The 20,284-nt window shown below is 71.5% G+C and carries 16 protein-coding genes; 4 read left to right on the plus strand and 12 right to left on the minus strand.

Annotated elements, in window-relative coordinates; genetic code table 11:
- Positions 1–261: 261 nt before the first annotated feature.
- On the minus strand, positions 262–1,230 hold the full coding sequence (locus tag OG747_RS03965) for an aldo/keto reductase (protein WP_405877823.1): 969 nt from the start codon (positions 1,228–1,230) through the stop codon (positions 262–264).
- A gap of 353 nt (positions 1,231–1,583) precedes the next feature.
- On the opposite strand from OG747_RS03965, the gene OG747_RS03970 reads away from it, so the two are divergent.
- The 3 genes from OG747_RS03970 (at position 1,584) to OG747_RS03980 (ending at position 4,136) form a co-directional block, all read left to right on the plus strand.
- The gene (locus OG747_RS03970; RefSeq protein ID WP_405877825.1) at positions 1,584–2,795 is read left to right on the plus strand and encodes a hypothetical protein; all 1,212 of its coding nucleotides are present in this window, start codon (positions 1,584–1,586) and stop codon (positions 2,793–2,795) included.
- A 41-nt stretch (positions 2,796–2,836) separates the two neighbouring features.
- A complete protein-coding gene (locus OG747_RS03975) occupies positions 2,837–3,880 on the plus strand; it encodes an LLM class flavin-dependent oxidoreductase (protein WP_405877827.1) in 1,044 nt (347 codons plus the stop codon).
- Positions 3,881–3,974: 94 nt separating this feature from the next.
- Entirely contained in the window at positions 3,975–4,136 is a 162-nt protein-coding gene (locus OG747_RS03980; protein WP_405877829.1) for a hypothetical protein, read from the plus strand.
- Between the two features lie 98 nt (positions 4,137–4,234).
- Here OG747_RS03980 and OG747_RS03985 read toward each other — a convergent pair whose 3' ends face one another.
- The 5 genes from OG747_RS03985 to OG747_RS04005 all read right to left on the minus strand — a co-directional run bounded on the left by OG747_RS03985 (position 4,235) and on the right by OG747_RS04005 (position 9,548).
- A complete protein-coding gene (locus tag OG747_RS03985; RefSeq protein WP_405877831.1) occupies positions 4,235–5,062 on the minus strand; it encodes a lysophospholipid acyltransferase family protein in 828 nt (275 codons plus the stop codon).
- Positions 5,062–5,832, minus strand: a complete 771-nt coding sequence (locus tag OG747_RS03990; RefSeq protein ID WP_405877833.1) for a GNAT family N-acetyltransferase — start codon at positions 5,830–5,832, stop codon at positions 5,062–5,064. Before OG747_RS03990 ends, OG747_RS03985 begins: the two co-directional genes overlap by 1 nt.
- 338 nt (positions 5,833–6,170) lie before the next feature.
- On the minus strand, positions 6,171–6,920 hold the full coding sequence (locus tag OG747_RS03995) for a succinate dehydrogenase/fumarate reductase iron-sulfur subunit (RefSeq protein ID WP_405877835.1): 750 nt from the start codon (positions 6,918–6,920) through the stop codon (positions 6,171–6,173).
- Entirely contained in the window at positions 6,917–8,875 is a 1,959-nt protein-coding gene (locus OG747_RS04000; protein WP_405877837.1) for a fumarate reductase/succinate dehydrogenase flavoprotein subunit, read from the minus strand. Before OG747_RS04000 ends, OG747_RS03995 begins: the two co-directional genes overlap by 4 nt.
- Before the next feature lies 1 nt (position 8,876).
- Positions 8,877–9,548 carry a succinate dehydrogenase gene (locus OG747_RS04005; protein WP_405877838.1) on the minus strand — a complete coding sequence of 224 codons (672 nt, stop codon included), beginning with the start codon at positions 9,546–9,548 and terminating at the stop codon, positions 8,877–8,879.
- A 120-nt stretch (positions 9,549–9,668) separates the two neighbouring features.
- Between OG747_RS04005 and OG747_RS04010 the strand changes: the two genes are divergently transcribed.
- Entirely contained in the window at positions 9,669–10,550 is an 882-nt protein-coding gene (locus OG747_RS04010) for a LysR family transcriptional regulator (protein ID WP_405877840.1), read from the plus strand.
- Between the two features lie 286 nt (positions 10,551–10,836).
- Here OG747_RS04010 and OG747_RS04015 read toward each other — a convergent pair whose 3' ends face one another.
- The 6 genes from OG747_RS04015 to OG747_RS04040 form a co-directional block, all read right to left on the minus strand.
- The gene (locus tag OG747_RS04015; RefSeq protein ID WP_405877842.1) at positions 10,837–11,616 is read right to left on the minus strand and encodes an oxidoreductase; all 780 of its coding nucleotides are present in this window, start codon (positions 11,614–11,616) and stop codon (positions 10,837–10,839) included.
- Between the two features lie 74 nt (positions 11,617–11,690).
- Positions 11,691–12,515 carry an alpha/beta hydrolase gene (locus OG747_RS04020; RefSeq protein WP_405877844.1) on the minus strand — a complete coding sequence of 275 codons (825 nt, stop codon included), beginning with the start codon at positions 12,513–12,515 and terminating at the stop codon, positions 11,691–11,693.
- Positions 12,516–12,668: 153 nt separating this feature from the next.
- Complete coding sequence (locus OG747_RS04025) at positions 12,669–15,413, minus strand: AAA family ATPase (protein ID WP_405877846.1); 2,745 nt, start codon at positions 15,411–15,413, stop codon at positions 12,669–12,671.
- A 114-nt stretch (positions 15,414–15,527) separates the two neighbouring features.
- A complete protein-coding gene (locus tag OG747_RS04030) occupies positions 15,528–17,663 on the minus strand; it encodes a putative bifunctional diguanylate cyclase/phosphodiesterase (protein ID WP_405877848.1) in 2,136 nt (711 codons plus the stop codon).
- Positions 17,660–18,472, minus strand: a complete 813-nt coding sequence (locus OG747_RS04035) for an SAM-dependent methyltransferase (RefSeq protein WP_405877850.1) — start codon at positions 18,470–18,472, stop codon at positions 17,660–17,662. Before OG747_RS04035 ends, OG747_RS04030 begins: the two co-directional genes overlap by 4 nt.
- 464 nt (positions 18,473–18,936) lie before the next feature.
- Positions 18,937–19,887, minus strand: coding sequence for an SCO0930 family lipoprotein (locus tag OG747_RS04040; protein ID WP_405877852.1), 951 nt, complete (start codon positions 19,885–19,887; stop codon positions 18,937–18,939).
- Between the last annotated feature and the right edge of the window lie 397 nt (positions 19,888–20,284).

The raw sequence follows: 20,284 nt of genomic DNA on the forward strand, positions 1-20,284 counted from the left end.
TCCCGTTGCCCCGCGGCCGTCAAAAACACCTGGCCGCCGCCTTGCTCACGGGCGCATTACTCGTCGGCGGTCTCGCGACCGCCCCCACCGCGGCGGGATGGCGACCTCCCGGGGCGCCTCGGCTGAGCGCACCGCCCGCCCGCCACTGGGCCCGGCTCACCACTTCCACGACGCAAGCGATGAGCGAGTTCTCGTAGCACCGGTGGGCGGGCGTGCCGGTGCCCTTCGCGCCCTGGGTGCGGCTTCCCGACGCTCTGTGGATCAGTGGCCGCTGATCGCCCGGGGCGTGTACGGCTGCTCCAGCTCTTCGACCTCCTTCTCCGTGAGCTCCACGTCGAGGGCGGCCACCGCGTCGTCGATGTGCCCCACCTTGGTGGCACCGACGATGGGCGCGGTCACCGTGCTCTGCCGCAGCAGCCAGGCGAGGGCGATCCGGGCGCGCGGGGTGTCGCGTTCGGCGGCGATCCGGGTGACGGCGTCGACGATCGCGCGGTCGCCCGCCTGGTAGAGCCGCTTTCCGTACTCGTCGGTGCGGCTGCGCTCGGTGGTGACGTCCCAGTCGCGGGTGAGTCGGCCGCGGGCGAGCGGGCTCCAGGGCAGCACGCCGACGCCCAGGTCCGCACAGAGCGGCAGCATCTCGCGCTCCTCCTCGCGGTAGAGGAGGTTGTAGTGGTTCTGCATGGACACGAACCGCGTCCAGCCGTTCAGCCGGGCCGTGTACTGGGCCTTGGAGAACTGCCAGGCGTACATCGAACTCGCCCCGACATAACGGGCCTTGCCCGCCTTCACCACGTCGTGCAGGGCCTCCATCGTCTCCTCGACGGGAGTGGCGGGGTCGAACCGGTGGATCTGGTACAGGTCCACGTAGTCGGTGCCCAGCCGGCGCAGGCTGTTGTCGATCTCCGTCATGACGGCCTTGCGGGAGAGGCCGCGTGCGTTGGGGCCGTCGTGCATCACGCCGTTCACCTTGGTGGCGATGACGATCTCGTCGCGGCGCGCGAACTCCGTCAACGCCCGGCCGACGATCTCCTCGCTGGTGCCCTCGGAGTAGACGTTCGCCGTGTCGAAGAAGGTGATCCCGGCGTCCAGCGCACGGCGGATCAACGGGCGGGCCCCCTCGTCGTCGAGCGTCCACGCGTTGGGCCCCCGGTCGGGCAGCCCTAAACCCATGCAGCCCAGGCAGATCCGGGACACGTCCAGGCCCGTCGAACCGAGCTTCACGTACTGCATGCTCACTCCTGCTTTCCATGGGGGGTGGGACGGCTCCCGCCGAAGCGGCCGCGGCCAGCCGCCGCGGAGCGCTCCGGGGAAGCCATTCCCGATCGCGGTTCGCTTAGTCGCACGGCGGCGTCACCGACCTCGGCCTTCCCATCGACGCCCTGACCCACCCCGCCGACCGGTACGGGGCTCGTGGGCCGTCGGCGACCGGCCCGCACTCACCCGGGAGTGTGAACGGCGCGGCCGTACGCCACGGTGCGGGATGCGCCCTTGTGCACCGTCGATTCACATGAAGTCAGGATCTTCCATCCCCGTGGAACCTCGTCCCCGGTCAATCCCTCTAGCAGGGCGAAAAGGAGGACGGTATGGATGACGGCCCCCTGAGGGGCAGCGACACGGTCACGCGGCGGCTCGTGCCTCCGCCTGCCGTGCCTGCGCAGGTGTGGCGATGGCGGGCCGAACTGAAGCGGGCACTGCCCGCGCTGTGGTTGTTCGCCGCCGTGCGGCTGTCGGGCGTGCTCATGGTGACCGTCTGGTCGCTGCACCTCGGCCGGCACCCGCGTACCGTGCTCGGCCTGGAATGGGACGGCAGCTGGTACTGGCACATCGCCCGGTACGGTTACGGCACGATCGTCGCCGCCAAGTCGGGCAACGGCCTCATCTACAACGACCTGGCCTTCTTCCCCCTGTTCCCGGGGCTGATCCGGGCGCTGAGCACGGCCTTGCCGATCGGCCCGGTCAACGCGGCGCTCGTCATCGCCTGGGTCGCCGCCGCCGTGGCCGCCTGGGGCGTGTACGCGGTCGGCGAGCTGCTGCACGGGCGCAAGGTCGGCCTGGCGCTCGCGGCGCTCTGGGCGCTGCTGCCGCACGCCGTCGTGCTGACGATGGCGTACACCGAATCCCTGATGACGGCCTTCGCGGCCTGGTCGCTCTACGCCGCGCTGACCCACCGCTGGCTGACCGCGGGGACGCTGGCCGTGCTGGCCGGACTGTGCCGCCCCAACGGCTTCGCCGTGGCCGCCGCCGTCGTCGTGGCCGCCGTCGCCCACCTCTGGCAGCGTCGCCGCGCCGGGGAACCCACCGCCCCACGCGCCTGGGGGGCCATTCTGCTGGCCCCCACCGGGTGGCTCGGCTATGTCGCCTGGGTGGGGCTCAGGACGGGCGACCCCACCGGTTACTTCCATGTGCAGAGCCTGTGGGGCTCGCGGTTCGACTTCGGCCTCGACACCGCGCGCATGTTCAAGCACCTGATCGTCGGACACGACACCCTGGTCACCTATCTGGCCGCCGGAATCGTCCTCGGCTGCGTCCTGCTGTTCGTCCTCGGCGTCCTGGACCGGCAGCCGCTACCGCTCCTCGTGTACTCGGGGATCCTCCTCGCGATCGCCCTGGGCGACGCCCACTACTTCACGAGCAGGCCCCGGCTCCTGCTGCCCGCCTTCCCCCTGCTGCTCCCGCTCGCCCTGTCCCTGGTCCGCGCCCGCCGCCGTACGGTCGCCGTCCTGCTCACGGGCCTGACCGTGTTCTCCCTCTTCTACGGCACCTACCTGCTCACCATTTCCCACCGGGCTCTCTGACCGACGACCGGCACGACGAAGTCGTATCATCCGAAAGAGCCATGCCGAGTCAGCAAGATCACGAAGCTCCTCGGGGGCGGGGCTCCCGCGTCAGCGCCACGCGTTTCTCCGTCCTCGACCGCTCGCGCACCCGTGAGGGGCACGACGCTGCCGAGGCCCTGCGGGACACCGTGCGCCTGGCCCAGGAAGTGGAAGGGCTCGGATACCACCGCTTCTGGGTCTCGGAGCACCACGGCGTGCCCGGTGTCGCCGGGTCCGCGCCCACCGTGCTGGCCGCCGCGGTCGCCGCCGCCACCCGGACGATCCGGGTCGGTACCGGCGGGGTGATGCTGCCGAACCACCGACCCCTGGTCGTGGCCGAGCAGTTCGGGGTTCTCGAGTCCTTGTTTCCCGGGCGGATCGACATGGGGCTCGGGCGTTCCGTCGGCTTCACGGACGGGGTGCGCAGGGCGCTGGGGCGGGACAAGGACGTCGCCGACGACTTCGCGGGCCAGCTCGACGAGTTGCTCGGCTGGTTCCGCGGCCAGTCACCGACGGGGGTGCACGCGCGCCCCGCGGAGGGGCTGACGGTGCCGCCCTTCGTGCTCGCCCTGGGCGAGGGCGCCACGATCGCGGCGCGGGCGGGGCTTCCACTGGTCATCGGGGACCTCAGGAACCGGGAGAAGATGCGACGCGGCATCGATGACTATCGGGCCGCGTTCCGCCCCTCCCGCTGGGCCGCGGAGCCGTACGTCGTCGTCTCCGGCACGGTCGCGGTCGCCAAAACCCTGGAGGAGGCGCGCCGACTGCTGCTCCCGGAGGCCTGGTCGATGGCGTACTCCCGCACTCACGGCACGTTCCCGCCGCTGCCACCCGCCGAGCGGGTCGAGGGCCTTGTCATGAGCGGCAAGGAGCGGGGGTTCTACGAGTCCGGGCTCACGGGGCACATAGCGGGCACCGAGGAGCAGGTCGCCCACGAGCTGGAGACGCTGATCAAGGAGACGGACGCGCAGGAGGTGCTGGTCACGACCAGTACGTACGACCGGGAGGCCCTGCGGGACTCCTTCCGCAGGCTCGCCCGGGTCGCGGGACTGACCGCGGCCTAGAATCGTGGGGTTTGCCCCGAGCCCCGCAGGAGTTCTGGCCATGTCCAGTCCGTAGGTCCCCAGCGGCCGCCATGACTCGTACGTCCGGCACGACATGGCGGTGGTCGCGGGCGCGGACCGGGTGATCGACCTGGGTCCGGGCGGCGGGGACGAGGGCGGGTGGATCGTGGCGGCGGGGTCGCCGGCCGAGGTGGCGCGGGTGGAAGGGAGCACGACGGCTCCGTATCTCGCCCGCGCCCTCGCTCAGGACCGATAGACCCGCGCGGCTCGTACGCGTGCGCGGGCGCCGAGTCTGCCGTCTTCACCGCGACGGCGGCCGGGCCTTACGCGCGAGGTCGGTGTTACCGTTTCGCGCTATTTCATAGCGGTACGTGAGAGATGTGCGGGAGCTGATGCCCGTCCGTCCACGGGGTGCAACCCCCCTTGTGCCGCGCGGGCCAGGCCCCGTCGATCGGGGTGGCTGCCCGGCGCGAGCGTGGGCCGTACCTCGACCTCCGCCACCAGCCCGCGCGCCGAGCCCACCCGCCACAGGGAGGCGAGCAGCGAGTCGTTCCCGACGAAGGCGGGCGCGGTGCTCGCCACTCCCCCGGCCAGCCGGTAGTGGATGTGCACCGGCTGGACCGGCACCCCGGCGTCCAGCGCGGCCTGGAAGACGGCCCGCCGGAAGTGTCCCTGCGCCCTGCCGCACCAGGTGCTGCCCTCCGGGAAGGCCACGACGGCCGCCCCGCCGCGCAGCAGCCCGGCGATGCGCGCGACCGTGTCCGGCAGCGCGCGCAGCCGGTCGCGCTCGATGAACAGGACGCCGCCGCGCGCGGCCAGCGGGCCCGCCACCGGCCACTGCCGGATCTCGGACTTGGCGACCATCCGGGCCGGCCGGACGGCGGCGAGGAGCGGGATGTCCAGCCAGGAGATGTGGTTGGCGACGATCAGCAGCCCGCCGGTGGGTGCGGCCGGGCCGGTGATCCGGACGCGGACGCCCGCGGCCCGCACGATCGCCCGGCACCAGCGCCGTACCAGTTCGGCGGGGATCCGCCCGCCGAGCGGCAACAGCACGACCCCGGTGACGACCACCACCAGGACCGCCGTGAGCCGCAGCACCGCACGCGGTACGGCCGTGGCGGACCCCGTCGGCTCGACGCACGCCCTGGGGGTGCAGGGCGCGCTGGGCAGCCAGACGCTCATCAGGCCGGGACGAGCGAGAGGAAGTGGCGCAGATAGCGCGGGTTGACCCGGCGCATCGACAGCAGCACGAACAGGTCCGCGACCCCGAAGTCCGGGTCGTGCGCGGGTGCGGCGCAGACCCAGGCGCCGAGCCGGAGATAGCCGCGCAGCAGCGGGGGCAGTTCGGTGTGGGGCTGCCGGGTGACGCCCTCCGCGGTCCAGGGCAGCAACGGTCGTACCCGGTACTCCTCGGGCGCCAGGTACTTGGCCTGCACCCGGTCCCAGGTTCCGGCCGCGAGCGCGCCCCCGTCGGCGAGCGGGATCGAGCAGCAGCCCGCGAGCCACTCGTGGCCGCCCTCGACCATGTAGCGGGCTATCCCGGCCCAGATGAGGCCGATGACCGCGCCGTCGCGGTGGTCGGGGTGCACGCAGGAGCGCCCGACCTCGACGAGTCCCGGACGGATCGCGTCGAGCGGGGTCAGGTCGAACTCGCCCTCCGAGTAGAGGCGGCCGGCGATCGCGGCGCGCTCCGGGGGCAGCAGACGGTAGGTGCCGACGACCTGACCGGTCACCGTGTCGCGGACGAGCAGGTGGTCGCAGTACGCGTCGAAGGCGTCGATGTCGAGCCCCGGCTGCGGGGTGGACAGCAGGGCGCCCATCTCTCCGGCAAAGACGTCGTGCCGCAACCGCTGCGCGGCACGCACGTCCTCCTCGTCGCGGGCGAAGGTGACGGTGTAGCGGGTGGGTGCCGCGGGCTGCGGGGGACGGTCGAGGGTGGAAACGCCGGTCATGGCACTCTCCTGGTCACGGGCCGGTTCGGCGGTGCGGCTGCGGACCGTGTCGGTGCGGTCCGTGCGCTCCTGTTCTTCCGATGCCGGTTGGCGTGCACGTGACCTGTGCCAGGAGCCGGGATGTGGGGATGTTGAATGCCAGGAGATTCCCCCGAATGCGAGACGGGACCGGGGATGAGCACCACTCCCGGTCCCGCCCGTCCGCACCGATCCGGCGAACGTTCTCTGAACAAGTGACCTCGGCTGGAGCGCGCCCCGAAGGGGCGCGGGGCCGTGACATCATGCGGCTCCGCCGCGTAGGCACGACCAGCCACATACGACCGGCGGCCGGAGTCCCCCTAGCGCCGCCCGGTTCTACGCGCGGCCCGCAGCCACTCCCTGTTCATCCCGGTGATCGAGACCAACGGAATCCCCTTCGGGCAAGCGGTGGCGCACTCCCCGGTGAGCGTGCACCCACCGAACCCCTCCTCATCCATCTGCGCCACCATGTCCAGCACCCGCGTCTCCCGCTCGGGCGCCCCCTGCGGCAGCACGTTCAGATGGTTGATCTTCGCCGAGGTGAAGAGCATCGCGGCCCCGTTGGGACAGGCGGCCACACACGCACCGCACCCGATGCACTCGGCGTGCTCGAACGCGAAGTCCGCGTCCGGCTTCGGCACGGGCGTCGAGTGGGCCTCGGGCGCGGCGCCGGTCGGAGCGGTGATGTACCCGCCGGCCTGGATGATCCGGTCGAAGGCCGACCGGTCCACGACGAGATCCTTCACGACCGGGAAAGCCGAGGCACGCCAGGGCTCGACGTCGATCGTGTCGCCGTCCTGGAAGGACCGCATGTGCAGCTGGCAGGTGGTGGTGCGCTCAGGCCCGTGCGCGTCACCGTTGATGACCAGGCTGCACGCGCCGCAGATGCCCTCGCGGCAGTCGTGATCGAAGGCGACGGGGTCCTCGCCCTTGAGGATGAGTTCCTCGTTGAGGGTGTCGAGCATCTCCAGGAAGGACATGTCGGCCGAGATGCCGTCCACCTCGTACGTGGACATCGCTCCGTCGGCGTCGGCGTTCTTCTGGCGCCAGACGCGCAGGGTGAGCTTCATGCGTAGCTCCGCTGGGTGGGGTGGACGTACTCGAAGACCAGGTCTTCCTTGTGCAGGACGGGGGCAGAGCCCGTACTCGTGAACTCCCAGGCCGCCGCGTACGAGAACTCCTCGTCCTTGCGGGCGGCCTCGCCGTCCGGGGTCTGGGACTCCTCGCGGAAATGCCCGCCGCAGGACTCGGACCGGTGCAGCGCGTCGAGGCACATGAGCTCGGCGAGCTCCAGGTAGTCGACGATGCGGTTGGCCTTCTCCAGGGACTGGTTGAACTCCTCGCCGGTGCCGGGGACCTTGATGCGCCGCCAGAACTCCTCGCGGATCTGCGGGATGCGCTCAAGTGCCTTGCGCAGCCCCGTCTCCGTACGGGCCATGCCGCAGAACTCCCACATGAGTTCGCCGACTTCACGGTGGAAGGAGTCGGGGGTGCGGTCGCCGTCGACGGCCAGCAGCAGCCGCAGCCGGTCCTCGGTCTCGGCCAGCACCTCCTGGACAGCGGGGTGTTCGTCGGTGACCTGCTCGTGGTGCGGGTTGCGGGCGAGGTAGTCGTTGATGGTGGACGGCAGCACGAAGTAGCCGTCGGCGAGGCCCTGCATCAGGGCCGAGGCGCCCAGCCGGTTCGCGCCGTGGTCGGAGAAGTTGGCCTCGCCGATCGCGAACAGGCCGGGGATGCTGGTCTGGAGGTCGTAGTCGACCCACAGTCCGCCCATCGTGTAGTGCACGGCCGGGTAGATCCGCATCGGCACGGTGTACGGGTCCTCGGCGGTGATCCGGGCGTACATGTCGAAGAGGTTGCCGTACTTCTCCTCGACCTTCGCCCTGCCCATGCGCCGGATGGCGTCGGCGAAGTCCAGGTAGACGCCCTGCCCGCCGGGGCCCACTCCCCTGCCCTCGTCACAGACGTTCTTGGCGGCGCGGGAGGCGATGTCGCGGGGCACGAGGTTGCCGAAGGAGGGGTAGATGCGCTCCAGGTAGTAGTCGCGCTCGTCCTCGGGGATCTCGTTCGGCGGACGGGTGTCGCCGTGCGCCTTCGGGACCCAGATACGGCCGTCGTTGCGCAGCGACTCGCTCATCAGCGTCAGCTTGGACTGGTGATCGCCGGTGCGCGGGATGCAGGTGGGGTGGATCTGGGTGAAGCAGGGGTTGGCGAAGTAGGCGCCGCGCCGGTGCGCCCGCCAGATCGCGGTCGCGTTGGAGTTCATGGCGTTCGTCGAGAGGTAGAAGACGTTGCCGTAGCCGCCGCTGGCCAGGACGACGGCGTCCGCGTAGTACGTGTCGATCCGGCCGGTGATCAGATCCCGCGCCACGATGCCGCGCGCCCGCCCGTCGACCACGATCAGGTCGAGCATCTCGGTGCGCGGACGCATCTCGATGTTGCCCGCCGCGATCTGCCGCGACAGCGCCTGGTAGGCGCCGAGCAGGAGCTGCTGACCCGTCTGGCCGCGGGCGTAGAAGGTGCGGGACACCTGGACGCCGCCGAAGGAACGGGTGTCGAGCAGACCGCCGTACTCGCGGGCGAAGGGCACGCCCTGGGCGACGCACTGGTCGATGATCTCGACCGAGATCTGCGCCAGGCGGTGGACATTGGACTCGCGGGCCCGGAAGTCGCCGCCCTTGACGGTGTCGTAGAACAGCCGGTGGACGGAGTCGCCGTCGTTGCGGTAGTTCTTCGCCGCGTTGATGCCGCCCTGGGCGGCGATGGAGTGCGCGCGACGGGGCGAGTCCTGGTAGCAGAACTGGACGACGTGATAGCCCTGTTCGGCGAGCGTCGCGCCGGCGGCGCCGCCCGCGAGGCCGGTGCCGACGACGATCACCGTGTGCTTGCGGCGGTTGGCGGGGTTGACGAGCTTGGCCTCGAAGCGGCGGGTGTCCCAGCGCTCGTTGACCGGGCCCTTTGGGGCCTTGGTGTCGACGACCGGCTCACCGGTCGTGTACGCGGCGTATTCAGAGGCTGCGGTCATGTCAGCTCACCAATCCGGTCATGACACCGACGGGTATGGAGATGAAGCCCACCGTCAGCACCAGCGCGAGGACATTGGCGATGGTCTTGAGTGCGCGGTCGCGGGTGCGGCTGCCGACGCCCAGGGTCTGGGCCATGCTCCAGAAGCCGTGCCGGATGTGCAGTCCCAGCGCGAGCATCGCGACGATGTAGATCACGTCGCCGTACCAGGTCGAGAAGGTGTCGATCACGTTCTGGTACGGGTGTCCGGACTGGAAGCCGCCGGAGTGCACGGTGCCGGTCGTCAGGTCGAGGATGTGCCAGACGATGAACAGGCCGAGGATGATCCCGCCCCAGCGCATCGTGCGGGTCGCGTAGCTGGACCCGGGCTTCTTGTGGACGTACTTGCTGGGGCGCGCCCTGATGTCGCGGCGGCTCAGCTGGTACGCGGCAGTGGCGTGTGCGACGACGGCGACGACCAGGACCACGCGGATGATCCACAGGGCCCACTCGTAGTGCAGGAACGGTTCGCCGAGGGTGCGCAGCCAGTGCGCGTAGTGGTTGAACTCGCCCGCCCCGAAGAAGATCTTCAGGTTGCCGAGCATGTGCACGACCAGGTACAGCAGCATGATCAGGCCGCTGACGGCCATCACGGTCTTCTTCCCGACGGAGCTGTCCCACACGGTGCGGGTCATGGACGGTCGTCGGTCCGTCCGCGTTGCCAGAGCCATGTTCCGGAACGCTAGGGCCGAAGGTGCCCATCGGTCCAAGACATGGTGCGGCTCGTTTCGATAGTCGATGCCTATGATGATGGGATGCAGTTCCAGCAACTCCAGTACTTCGTGGCGGTCGCCGAGACCCGGCACTTCACCCGGGCCGCCGATCTGGTCCATGTCGCCCAGCCGTCGCTGTCCCAGCAGATCAAGGCGCTGGAGCGGGAGTTGGGAGCGGACCTCTTTCGCCGAGCACGGGGCAACATCACGCTGACGGACGCGGGTGAGGCGTTGCTGCCGCTGGCCCGGCGCATCCTCGCCGACGCGGACACCGCCCGGCATGAGGTGCAGGAACTGGCCCAGCTGCGCAGCGGGCGGGTCCGCCTCGGCGCGACGCCGAGCGTGTGCACCGGCCTGCTCCCGGACGTACTGCGCACCTTCCACGACCGCTACCCCGGCATCCGGCTGCTGATCGAGGAGGGCGGCTCCCACGATCTCGTACGGGAACTCGCGCGCGGCGCGTTGGACCTCGCCCTGGTCGTGCTCCCGCTCCCCACCCCGTCCCCCGCACTGACGACGGTGGAGCTGCTGCGCGAGGACCTGGTGGTGGTGTCGTCGCCGGACGTGCCCGCGCCGGGCAGCGGCCGTACGGTACGCATCCCCGACCTGGAGGGCGAACGCCTCGTCATGTTCCGGCACGGCTACGACCTGCGGGAACTAACCGTCGCCGCCTGCCGGGCCGAGGGCTTCGAGCCGGACTTCGCCGTCGAGGGCGGCGAGATGGACGCCGTGCTGGGCTTCGTCCGGGCGGGGCTCGGCGTGGCCGTCGTACCGCGCATGGTGGCGACGCGGTCGGGCCGGGGCCTGCGGGTGACTCCACTGGCACAGCCCGGCTTGCACCGCACCATCGCCCTGGCCCACCGCAGCGACGTGGCTCCGCCTCGGGCGGCACGGGAACTCCAGCGGATGTTGCTGGAGCGCTGACCTGGGCAGGAGGCCTCGACGGTCGGAACGCCGACCGGGGCAGCGGGTCTAGGTGATCGGCCGGGGCCCCGAGAGTCGGAGTCCTCCGCCGCCCTCCCCCACCGCCGAGGTCCCGCTGGGGAGCGATCCACGCACCAGCCCGGCACGGGCGACAGCCCGGCACGGACACGGAAGCGGCACGGACACGGAAGCGGCGCCCGGCCTGGGTGGCTGGGCACCGTTTCGGTGCGGTGGGTCGGTGGCGAAGCCGTAGGTGGGCTCTTCGGTGGCGGCCGTAGCCGTCGCGTCACCAGGTCGGGATGTAGCCGCCGTCGATGACGAAGTCGCTGCCGGTGATGTTGCGGGCGCGGTCACCGGCGAGGAAGAGGACCAGGTCGGCGACCTCGGCCGGCTGGGAGAAGCGGCCGGTGACCGTGGCACCGGACACCTGCGCGACCACGTCGTCGGGGGTGACCCCGGCGGCGGCCGAGACGGTCGCCGCCACCCCGTCGCCGCCGAGCCACAGTTCGGTCTCCACCGGGCCGGGGCTGACCGTGTTGACCCGGATCCCCTTGGGGCCGACCTCCTTCGACAGGGCCTTGGAGAAGGCGACCAGGGCGGCCTTGCCCGCGCTGTAGTCGATCACCATCGGGTCGGGCAGGGTGGCGTTGACCGAGGCGACCGTCACCACGGAGCCCTGACCGGCCTCCAGCATCAGCGGCAGGGCCGCCCGGGTGACCCGTACGGCCGTGAGCAGGTTCAGATCGACCGTGCGCCGCCAGTCCTCGTCGGTCACCGACACAAAGCCCCCCATCCGGGCCGGGGCCGAGCCGACGTTGTTGACCAGGACGTCGATCCGGCCGTCCGCCGCCTCGACGAGCCGCTGCGCCGCACCGGGTTCGGCGAGGTCGACCGGCACCCAGGTGACGTTGCCCTGCTTGACCAGCGCGTCGAGGCCCGGCGTGGTCGTACGGGATCCCGCGATCACCGTCGCGCCCGCCCCGGCCAGCACCTCGGCGATGGCCAGTCCGATGCCCTTGCTGGCGCCGGTGACAACGGCGGTCCTGCCCTGAAGTTCCGTGTTCATCTCTCTCAGCTCCTTCAGTTCCATCAGTGATCAGTGATCACTGATGTGTGGGTACGTGAGGTGCGGGGCGGAGGTCAGGCGTGCGACGCGTCCCGGCCTCGAATGCCCTGCTCGGCCAGCCACCGCAGGGCGTACTCGGCCACCGTCCGCCAGCCGTGGTCGACGACCAGGGAGTGACCCCGGTCGGGGAACTGCTTGAGTTCGGTGACCGCCGACGAGTCGCCGTAGAGCCTGTACGCCGAGCGGGTCACCACGTCGGGGACGGTGTGGTCGGCCTGGCCGGAGATCAGCAGCAGCGGCCCGCGGTCGGCGTTGCCGGTGGCGACCGCCGCCGGGGAACGCCGGGCGAAGTTGGCGAACGCGGCCTGGAACAGCGGCCTCCCCGGCGAGGGAATGGTCAGGCGCTCGTGCAGGTCGTCCGACTCGGCCGGCTCCAGCGCGTTGCCGAACCCGTAGCGGAACTGCGCGGCGGTCAGGGAGACGGCTCGACCCCGGTTGGCGGGGTTGCCCAGGACGGGGAAACCCGCGCGCAGCTGGGCCGGGGGCAGCGCCTTGACGCCCTTGATCTGGGCCGGGTCGATGGCCACCGCGGCCCGGCCCAGACCCGCGCCGAGCAACTTCTGCGCGATCAGGCCGCCGAAGGAGTGTCCGATGAGCACCGGCGGGCGGTCGAGGGAGCGGATGATCCCGGCGTAGTGCTCGGTGACCTCGTCGATGCCGAGCCCGGCGACGGCCTCGGGGTGGCGCCGGGCCTCGGCGACGGTGCCGGCCTCGCCGGGCCAGCCGGGTGCCAGCGGCGCGTAGCCGTGCTCGTCGGCCAGGCCGATCCAGGGCTCCCACGACGTGGCGTGCAGCCACAGGCCGTGGATGAAGACGACAGGGGTGCGCGGGTCGGACATGGCCTTCTCCTGGACTTCTCGGGGCCGCCCCGGGGGCGGCGCGATGGGTCCAGACTCCGTCGGCAGTCATGGGCGCCGAATCGGTCGAATGACTGCGGTGACCGACCTATGGCTGTGGTGACCTGTGTACGGCTGTACCACCGGCCGGGATCCTCACCTACCCTCGGTCGAGTCCCCGGCTTCCGCCAGCGCGTCCCGCAACGACGCCCGCGAGGAGATGCCGAGCTTGGGAAACACCCGGTAGAGGTGGGCGCCGACCGTGCGCGGGGAGAGAAAGAGCCGGGCACCGATCTCCTTGTTGCTCAGCCCGCTCGCGGCGAGCTCGGCGATCTGCCGCTCCTGCGCGGTGAGGGCGTCGCCCCCGCCCTCGGCGGGCTTGCCGGCCGCCGCACCGGCCGCGCGCAGTTCGGCCCGGGCCCGCCGCGCCCACGGCTCGGCGCCAAGTCGGTCGAACGCCTCGGCGGCCTGCTCGAACACCGTGCGGGCGGCCGCGCGCTCCCGGGCCCGTCGCAGCCACATCCCCTGCGCGAGCCGCACCCGGGCCAGCTCGAAGGGGAACTCCGCCCCCGCGGGGTGGGCCACCGCCCGCTCGAACGCGGCCCGGGCCTCCATGTCGTCGGCGGAGGCGGTCATCGCCAGGGCGGCGGCGGTCAGGAAGTCGAGGCGCGGGGAGATCGCGGGCAGACCCTGGTCGCGGGCGGCGACGGCGTGCGCGCGGGCCTGGGCGGTGCGGCCGGTGTGCACGGCGGACTCCACCAGGTCCAGCAGCGTGCGTACGGCCTGCTGGGAGTAGGGCGTGAAGACGCCCGGCACGGTGAGGCCGCTCGCGTAGGCGTACGCCCCTTCGAAGTCCCCCGCCGTGAGGTGCGTGGCGGCGCCGATGGCCTCGGCGAGCTGGGTGAGGTAGCCGACGCCGCGCGGTCGGGCCCAGCGGTCGAGCCGGTTCAGCGCCGCCGAGGCCCGCTCGGCGTCACCGCGCCAGGCGGCGATCAGGCCGAGGAAGCCGTGGTACTGGTGCTCGAACAGGGCGTAGCCGTGCGCGGTGGTGAGTTCCAGGCCGCGCTCGCCGGTGCGCTCTGCGGCATCCCACTCGCCGCTGTTGATCTGGTCGAGCATGACCAGCTGGAGCAGGGTCATGGCGTTGGTGACCGCCCCGCTGCCCGCCTCGCGGTCGGCTACGCGGCGCACCAGCAGGCGGTGGTCGCCGAGCGCGTCGAGGTAGTAGGCCGCCACCCCGAGCCGCATGACGTCCCACGGCTGTTCCTCGCCGAGCCGGGCGAAGGCGTCCTGGACCCGTTCGCGCGCGCCCGCGCCGCGCCGGGCGACATCGCCGAACGCGTCACGGTAGAGCACGGTCGAGGGCTCGGCGGCAGCGGCATCCACCAGCGTGTCGGTGACCGACCAGAGGGCCGGTTCGGCGGAGAACAGGCTGATGGCGAGCAGCAGGTTGAGCAGCCGGGTCCGGGTCTGGGGGTCGGTGTCCGTCGGCAGTGCTTCGAGCGCGGCGGCGACGCGGCGGTGGGCCGAGCGGACGTCGCCGTCCTGGTAGAGCGCAGCGTACGCGGAGGTGATCACGGCGGTGGGCGACTGGTGGGCGCCGGCCAGCCGGTCGGAGGCCTCCCGCAGTTCCTGCGCCTGGTCGAGCAGCGCGGACTGGGCCGCCACGAACGCGGCGTCACCCAGCCGCCGGGAGCGCGACGCGGCCCCCGGGCTGAGCTCGGCGGCCCGGGTCAGCAGCGCGACGGCGGACGCCGCGCCGCCGCGGGCCGTGGCGGAGCGGGCTGCACGCTCCAGGACGGCGGCGACTGCTTCGTCCGGGTCGATCGTGGCGGCGGCCAGATGGGCGGCGTGGCGTTCGATGTCCGCGTGGTGCAGCCGGGCGAGTTCCGCGTGCGCCGCGCGCCGCTCGTTCGGTGTCGCGGACTGCAGCAGCGCGGAGCGGACGAGTGGATGGCGGAAGACGAGGTCGCCGGTGGCCGCGTCCGGGGTGAGCAGTCCCCCGGCCACGGCGCCGTCGACGTCGCTCAGCCGGTAGCGGGCCCGGTCGGCGGGCGAGGGCGACGCGCCGGTGCCGACGCCGTCGAGCGCGGCCCGTAGCAGCTCGGTGCGCTCGGCGGGGGCGAGGATCTTGATCCGGTCGCCGTAGAGGTGTTCCAGCCGCCGGGAGAGCGGGAGTTCGCTCGGCTCGGCGCCCGATACGGTGCCCTCGTCCAGGGCGCGCGGCAGTTCCAGCAGGGCGAGCGGGTTACCCCGGGCCTGTTCGAGGACCTGGCGGCGGACGGCCTGGCGCAGGTGCGGGGCGTGGGCGTCGAGGAGGGTCGCGGCCGCCCCGGCCCCGAGCGCGGGGACGGCCAGCTCGGGCAGGCCCGCCGCGTCCCACGCCGAGGGGATGTCCGCCCGTACACCGATGGCCATCCGTACGGCGTGCGCGGACAGCCGACGGGCGATGAACCGGCCCACCTCGGCGCTCTGCGGGTCGAACCAGTGGGCGTCGTCGACGACCACCAGCAGCGGTACGTCGCCGGATGCCAGCGCCAGCAGGTCGAGTACGGCGATGCCCAGGGCCATCACGGAGGGCGCCTCGCCCGTCGTACGCCCGAACACGGTGTCGAAGGCGGCACGGGTGACCCGGTCGAGGTCGGCGGCCTCCGGGAGCAGCGGGTACAGAAGCTGGTGCAGGCCCGCGTACGGCAGTTGTGCCTCCGCCTCGACGCCGACCGCACGGACGACGCGGTGCCCGAGCGCGGTGGCGTGTGTCGCGGCGACGTCCAGCAGGACGCTCTTGCCGACGCCCGCCTCGCCGCGCAGCAGCAGGGCCCGGCCGTCGGGCGACGCGGCCAGCCGGGAGAGCTCGGCGAGCTCCGCCTCCCGGCCGACGATCGGCTGCTCGTCCGCCATCCGCCCACTCCTCCCCCGAGTCCGACCCGATGACGCCGGCGCTCACGGGAGCCCAAGCCCGGACAGCACGGCGGCGCGGTCTCGATTCCAGGAGACCACGCCGCGCGCGAAGCCTCAGCCGGTGGCGTCCACCAGCGCCAGCTCGTGCAGCCGCTCCGGCGGTCCCGGGCGGGCGTAGTACCAGCCCTGGGCCGTGTCGCAGCCCAGTATCCGCAGCTGCTCGGCCTGGGCGCCCGTTTCCACGCCCTCGACCGTGACCGCCAGGTCGAGGCTGTGGGCGAGTGAAACGATACCCTCGACGATCTTGAGGTCGACGGGGTCCGCCGGGAACTGCTGCATGCCCTGGGTGAAGGAGCGGTCCAGCTTGAGGATGCTCACGGGCAGGCGACGCAGGTTGGCGAGGTTGGAGTAGCCGGTGCCGAAGTCGTCGAGGGCGATGTCGACGCCCATCTCGGCGAGGCGCCGCAGCGGTTTGAGGAGATCGTCGTCGGCGCCGATCAGCGCGGACTCGGTGACCTCCAGGCAGAGCACGTCGGCGTCCAGCCCTTCACGCTCCAGGATGTCGACCGTGTCCTGGACCAGGCCCGGGTGGGTCAGCTGGCAGGGCGAGAGGTTGACGTTGATCCGCAGCGGACCCGCGTCGCCGTGTCGTTCCTGCCACTGGCGGGCCTGGCGGACCGACTGCTCCAGGACCCAGCGGCCGAGCGGGACGATCAGTCCGGTGTGCTCGGCGAGCGGGATGAACCGGTCGGGGCCGAGGACGCCGTGCTGCGGGTGCAGCCAGCGCACCAGCGCCTCCGCGCCGTGCACGCTGCCGTCGCCGAGGTGCACGAGCGGCTGGTACTCGATGAAGAACTCGCCCCGGTCCAGGGCGGCCGGGAGTGCGGTGGTGAGGCCGTGCCGGGTGATGGCGAGGGCGTCGGCCTCGGGGTCGGCGAGCTCGAAGCGGTTGCCGCCCGCGGACTTGGCGCGGTACATCGTGATGTCGGCGCTGCGCAGCACCTCCGCCGGGCCGCGCTCGCCCGCCGGGCCCTCGACGATGCCGATGCTGCCACGGACCGTCAGCTCCCGGCCGTCGATCCGCACCGGAGTGACGAGGGCGTTCATGATGCGGTCGGCGAGCGCATCCACCTCGCGCTCGGTGTCGGGCCCCGTGGTGAGGGCCACGAACTCGTCGCCGCCGAGCCGGGCGACCATCTCGCCGGAAGCCGTCGCGCAGGACTGCAGCCGGTCGGCGACCTCGACGAGCAGCCGGTCGCCGGCCGCGTGCCCGAGGCTGTCGTTGATGGTCTTGAAACCGTCGAGATCGAGGTAGCACAGGCCGAAACGCTGGTCCTTGCCCGCGGACAGCGCCTTCTCCAGGCGTTCGAAGAAGAGGGTGCGGTTGGGCAGTCCGGTGAGCGCGTCGTGGGTGGCCTCGTAGCGCAGCCGCAGATTGAGCAGCCGCCGCTCGGTGGTGTCCTCCATCAGCGCGAGCTGGTACTGCGGCCGGCCGTCCGCGTCGCGCAGCAGGGACACCGTCAGATTGGTCCACAGGGCGGTGCCGTCGGGCCGGTAGAAGGCTTTTTCGACGTGGTAGTGCTCGCGCTCGCCGCGTACCAGCTCCTCGTACAGCCGGCAGACTTGAGGAGCGTCCTCGGGGTGCGTCCACTCGGGGACCTTGCGGCCGCGCACACCCTGCTCGGAGCCGCCGAACATACGCAGCAGGGCTCCGTTGACCTGCAGGATGTTGCCTTCGAGGTCGGCGATGCCGATTCCTATGGCCGCGCCCTCGAAGACCGCGCGGAAGCGCGCCTCGCTCGCGTGCAGCGCCTCGGCCACCGTGCTGCGCGCGTTCAACGTCGCCTGGTAGATGGCCTCCTGTTCGGCGAGCGTCCGCTCCCGCAGCGCACCCGCGAAACCCGCGGCCATGGCGTGCTGCAGACGCACCGAGCGGGTCCGCAGGGCCTCCTGGGGCCCGTCCTCGCCGCAGTAGAGCACCAGATAGGCGTCGACGCAGTCGAGGGTGCGGCTCAGCGCCTCCGGGGCCGTGCAGTGCGCGGCGACGAGTGCGGCGCCGACCGCCTGCCCTTCGGCCGCGTCGAAGGTCCTGGCTCGCAGCGCATCGCTCAACCGCCGGGCGAGCGGCACCAGTCGCTGCTCGAACTCCGGCCGGGTCAGCGACGTGGAGGTGACCGGGAACACCGCCCGGCTCCAGATCGTCGCGAACCTGCGCAGTCTGTCCTCCGGCCCGTCCGGCTCCGCGGTCACGCCGTGCGCCCCACGCCGGCGAACCCGGAGAAGGAATACGGATCCTCGTCCTCGGGTGCCGTGTCGGGCCGCCAGATCGGCATCGGCACCAGTCCGGGTTCCACCATGTCGTACCCCTCGAAGAACCGCGCGATCTCCTCGCGCGAGCGCATGATCAGCGGATTACGGATGTCCTTGTACACGTCGACCGCGCCCGCGGCCCGCTCCTCGGGGAGCGGAATTCCCTCGTACGAGGCATGCGTGACGACGAGCAGACTGCCCGGCGCCAGCGCGTCGCGCAGCTCGGCCAAGGCACCGTACGGGTCGTCCACGTCCTCCACGAAGTGCAGTATGGCAACGAGGAGGAGGGCGACCGGACGGTTCAGGTCGATCAGCCGCTGCACCTGGGGGCTCGCCAGGATCTCCTGGGGCTTGAGCAGATCGGCCGCGACCACGTCCGCGTCCTCGTTCTCCCGCAGGACGGCCTGGCTGTGAGCGACGGCGACCGGGTCGTGGTCGACGTACACCACGTGCGCGCCGGGCCTGGCCGTCTGGGCGATCTCGTGGACGTTGCCGAAGGTCGGGATGCCGGAGCCGATGTCGAGGAACTGGTCGATGCCCTCGTCGGCCGCGAACCGCACGGCGCGGCGCATGAACGCCCTGTTCGCCTGCATGATCTTGGGCAGTCCCGGCATGAACTCCATCGCCTTGCGCGCGGCTTCCCGGTCGACCTCGAAGTTGTGCGAACCGCCCAGGTAGTAGTCATAGATACGGGACACGCTCGGCACCGAGATGTCAATGCTCCGGGGGGCCCAGGCGGGACGCTCCATCTATCTCTCCAAGGCGTAGTCGACGGCGTAGGCGATCCGGTGTTCGAGCTGAGGCTACTGATCGCCCGCCAAAGGAGCGAGTCAAAACGGAAATTGACCGTCCGTTCACCGTCACTGCCCCGGGCATGTGCCGAATTGCCGCCCCCTGCAGGTCAGTCGAACACGCCGTCCGCTGTCACCGCGAAATCGATGCGAAGCATTCCAAAAAGTTCCCGGGAGTTACGAAGCGTCGCGACGGTACGCGGAGCGTCGGCCGACCCCGGGTGTGGAAAACTTTCGGGCGTTCGTACGCCGAGTGAACCGCGCGCACGCCAAACGGCCCGCCCCCTCCGTGCGGTGCGGAGGGGGCGGACCGGGGTCGCGCGCGTTGTTCCGTTCGTCCGGCACACTTGGCAGTCCTGGTCCACTCCCTTCCGCGATCCGTTGTTCCGGGCGAGATCGATCAACCCTGGGGAGGTGATCCTCTACTTCGACACGCCGACCGGCTTGCCGTTGGGGGCGACGGCGTACCAGGTACCACCCACGCCCTGACCGTTGGTGTCCCCGGGGGCCTTGTCACCGGAGAAGGTGTAGATGGGCCAGCAGTTGACGGTCATCTGCTTGGCGCCGTCCGGACGGGTGAAGCCCATCAGACCCTTCTTCTGGACGCCCTTGGTGTCACTGGCCGGGACCGGGGCGACGACGGGCCACTTCTCCAGGCAGGCGCCGATGCATGCGGACTTCGGGACGGGCCAGGCCTGGTCCTTCAGGAAGCGGTAGACCGTCATGCCGTTCTTGTCGACGATGATCTCACCGAGCTTGGGGTCCTTGCGGGTCGACAGGCCCGGCAGGGAGGCCAGGGTCGCCTTCTTGCCGTCGGGGGCGGACGCGTACCAAATACCGCCGACGCCCTGGCCGTTGGTGTCACCGGCCTTGGTGTCCTTGGCGTACCGGTACATCGGCCAGCCGCCGATGGTCAGCTGCTTGGTGCCGTCGGAGCGGGTGACCTCGCCGAGCAGTGCCTTGTCCACACCGGTGGCGGCCGTGGCGCCGTCGGCGGGAACGGGCGGCCAAGCGGTCGCGCAGTCGCCGTCACAGTTCGACTTGGGCGGCTGGGCCGTGTCCTTGTCGAAGCGGTACAGGGTGAAGCCGGCGCTGTCGGTAAGAACCTTGCCGAGCGTCGTGCTCTCCGCGACGGCGAGCTGACCCGCGGATGCCGCCTTCGGCGCGGCGCTCTGCTGGTCCGCGCCGTAGCCGTTGGGAGCACTGGTGCTGCTGGTGGTGGGCTGACCGTAACCATTGGCAGCCGCGGCGGCGCCCACGTTCTGGGTGCCCGTCGACGGGGTGGTCCCCGAGTCCTGACCACACGCCGTCGTGAGCGCCAGCACGGCCGCAGCTGTCGCTACGAGTGAGGCGCTCCGCCAGGAGGTCTTCATTGGGTAACTCCCACTGTTCGCATAAGGGTTGCAGCGCCCTGCTGCGCCGCGCATGGCCTTAGGTACGGGCGGGGGTGGCGGATGTGTTCAACGTGCGCGCAAAAAACTTTCCGAACACTGTGACACGACCCGCGCGAACCCTTCGCCGACGTCCGCCGGAGACCCCCGACAGGGCCCGTACGAGACCCGTGACGCCGCCCGCCCGAGACCGCCGACAGCACCGTCCGACACCGGCGGCGGCTTCGCACGGACTCCTTCACGGCGCCCACGCGGCGCTCTGCTGTGACGGCGCCGGGGCCGGCGTTTTTCGCGCACCTGTGCCCACCTTGGCGGCCGTGTCCCGCAGGGCCGCCAAACCGCTCCGACCCGCACGTCCTTCGTTCGGGGGCAATACCCG

The organism is Streptomyces sp. NBC_01384, assembly GCF_045040035.1.
Taxonomy (GTDB): Bacteria; Actinomycetota; Actinomycetes; order Streptomycetales; family Streptomycetaceae; genus Streptomyces.

Bases quoted from the DNA above. Each gene is read 5' to 3' on its own strand.
- OG747_RS04010 (WP_405877840.1), top strand. From the start codon at position 9,669: ATGCAGTTCCAGCAACTCCAGTACTTCGTGGCGGTCGCCGAGACCCGG.
- OG747_RS03990 (WP_405877833.1), bottom strand. From the start codon at position 5,832: ATGACCGGCGTTTCCACCCTCGACCGTCCCCCGCAGCCCGCGGCACCC.
- OG747_RS03965 (WP_405877823.1), bottom strand. From the start codon at position 1,230: ATGCAGTACGTGAAGCTCGGTTCGACGGGCCTGGACGTGTCCCGGATC.
- OG747_RS03980 (WP_405877829.1), top strand. From the start codon at position 3,975: ATGGCGGTGGTCGCGGGCGCGGACCGGGTGATCGACCTGGGTCCGGGC.
- OG747_RS03995 (WP_405877835.1), bottom strand. From the start codon at position 6,920: ATGAAGCTCACCCTGCGCGTCTGGCGCCAGAAGAACGCCGACGCCGAC.
- OG747_RS04005 (WP_405877838.1), bottom strand. From the start codon at position 9,548: ATGACCCGCACCGTGTGGGACAGCTCCGTCGGGAAGAAGACCGTGATG.
- OG747_RS04000 (WP_405877837.1), bottom strand. From the start codon at position 8,875: ATGACCGCAGCCTCTGAATACGCCGCGTACACGACCGGTGAGCCGGTC.
- OG747_RS04015 (WP_405877842.1), bottom strand. From the start codon at position 11,616: ATGAACACGGAACTTCAGGGCAGGACCGCCGTTGTCACCGGCGCCAGC.
- OG747_RS04040 (WP_405877852.1), bottom strand. From the start codon at position 19,887: ATGAAGACCTCCTGGCGGAGCGCCTCACTCGTAGCGACAGCTGCGGCC.
- OG747_RS03985 (WP_405877831.1), bottom strand. From the start codon at position 5,062: ATGAGCGTCTGGCTGCCCAGCGCGCCCTGCACCCCCAGGGCGTGCGTC.
- OG747_RS04020 (WP_405877844.1), bottom strand. From the start codon at position 12,515: ATGTCCGACCCGCGCACCCCTGTCGTCTTCATCCACGGCCTGTGGCTG.
- OG747_RS03970 (WP_405877825.1), top strand. From the start codon at position 1,584: ATGGATGACGGCCCCCTGAGGGGCAGCGACACGGTCACGCGGCGGCTC.
- OG747_RS04035 (WP_405877850.1), bottom strand. From the start codon at position 18,472: ATGGAGCGTCCCGCCTGGGCCCCCCGGAGCATTGACATCTCGGTGCCG.
- OG747_RS04025 (WP_405877846.1), bottom strand. From the start codon at position 15,413: ATGGCGGACGAGCAGCCGATCGTCGGCCGGGAGGCGGAGCTCGCCGAG.
- OG747_RS03975 (WP_405877827.1), top strand. From the start codon at position 2,837: ATGCCGAGTCAGCAAGATCACGAAGCTCCTCGGGGGCGGGGCTCCCGC.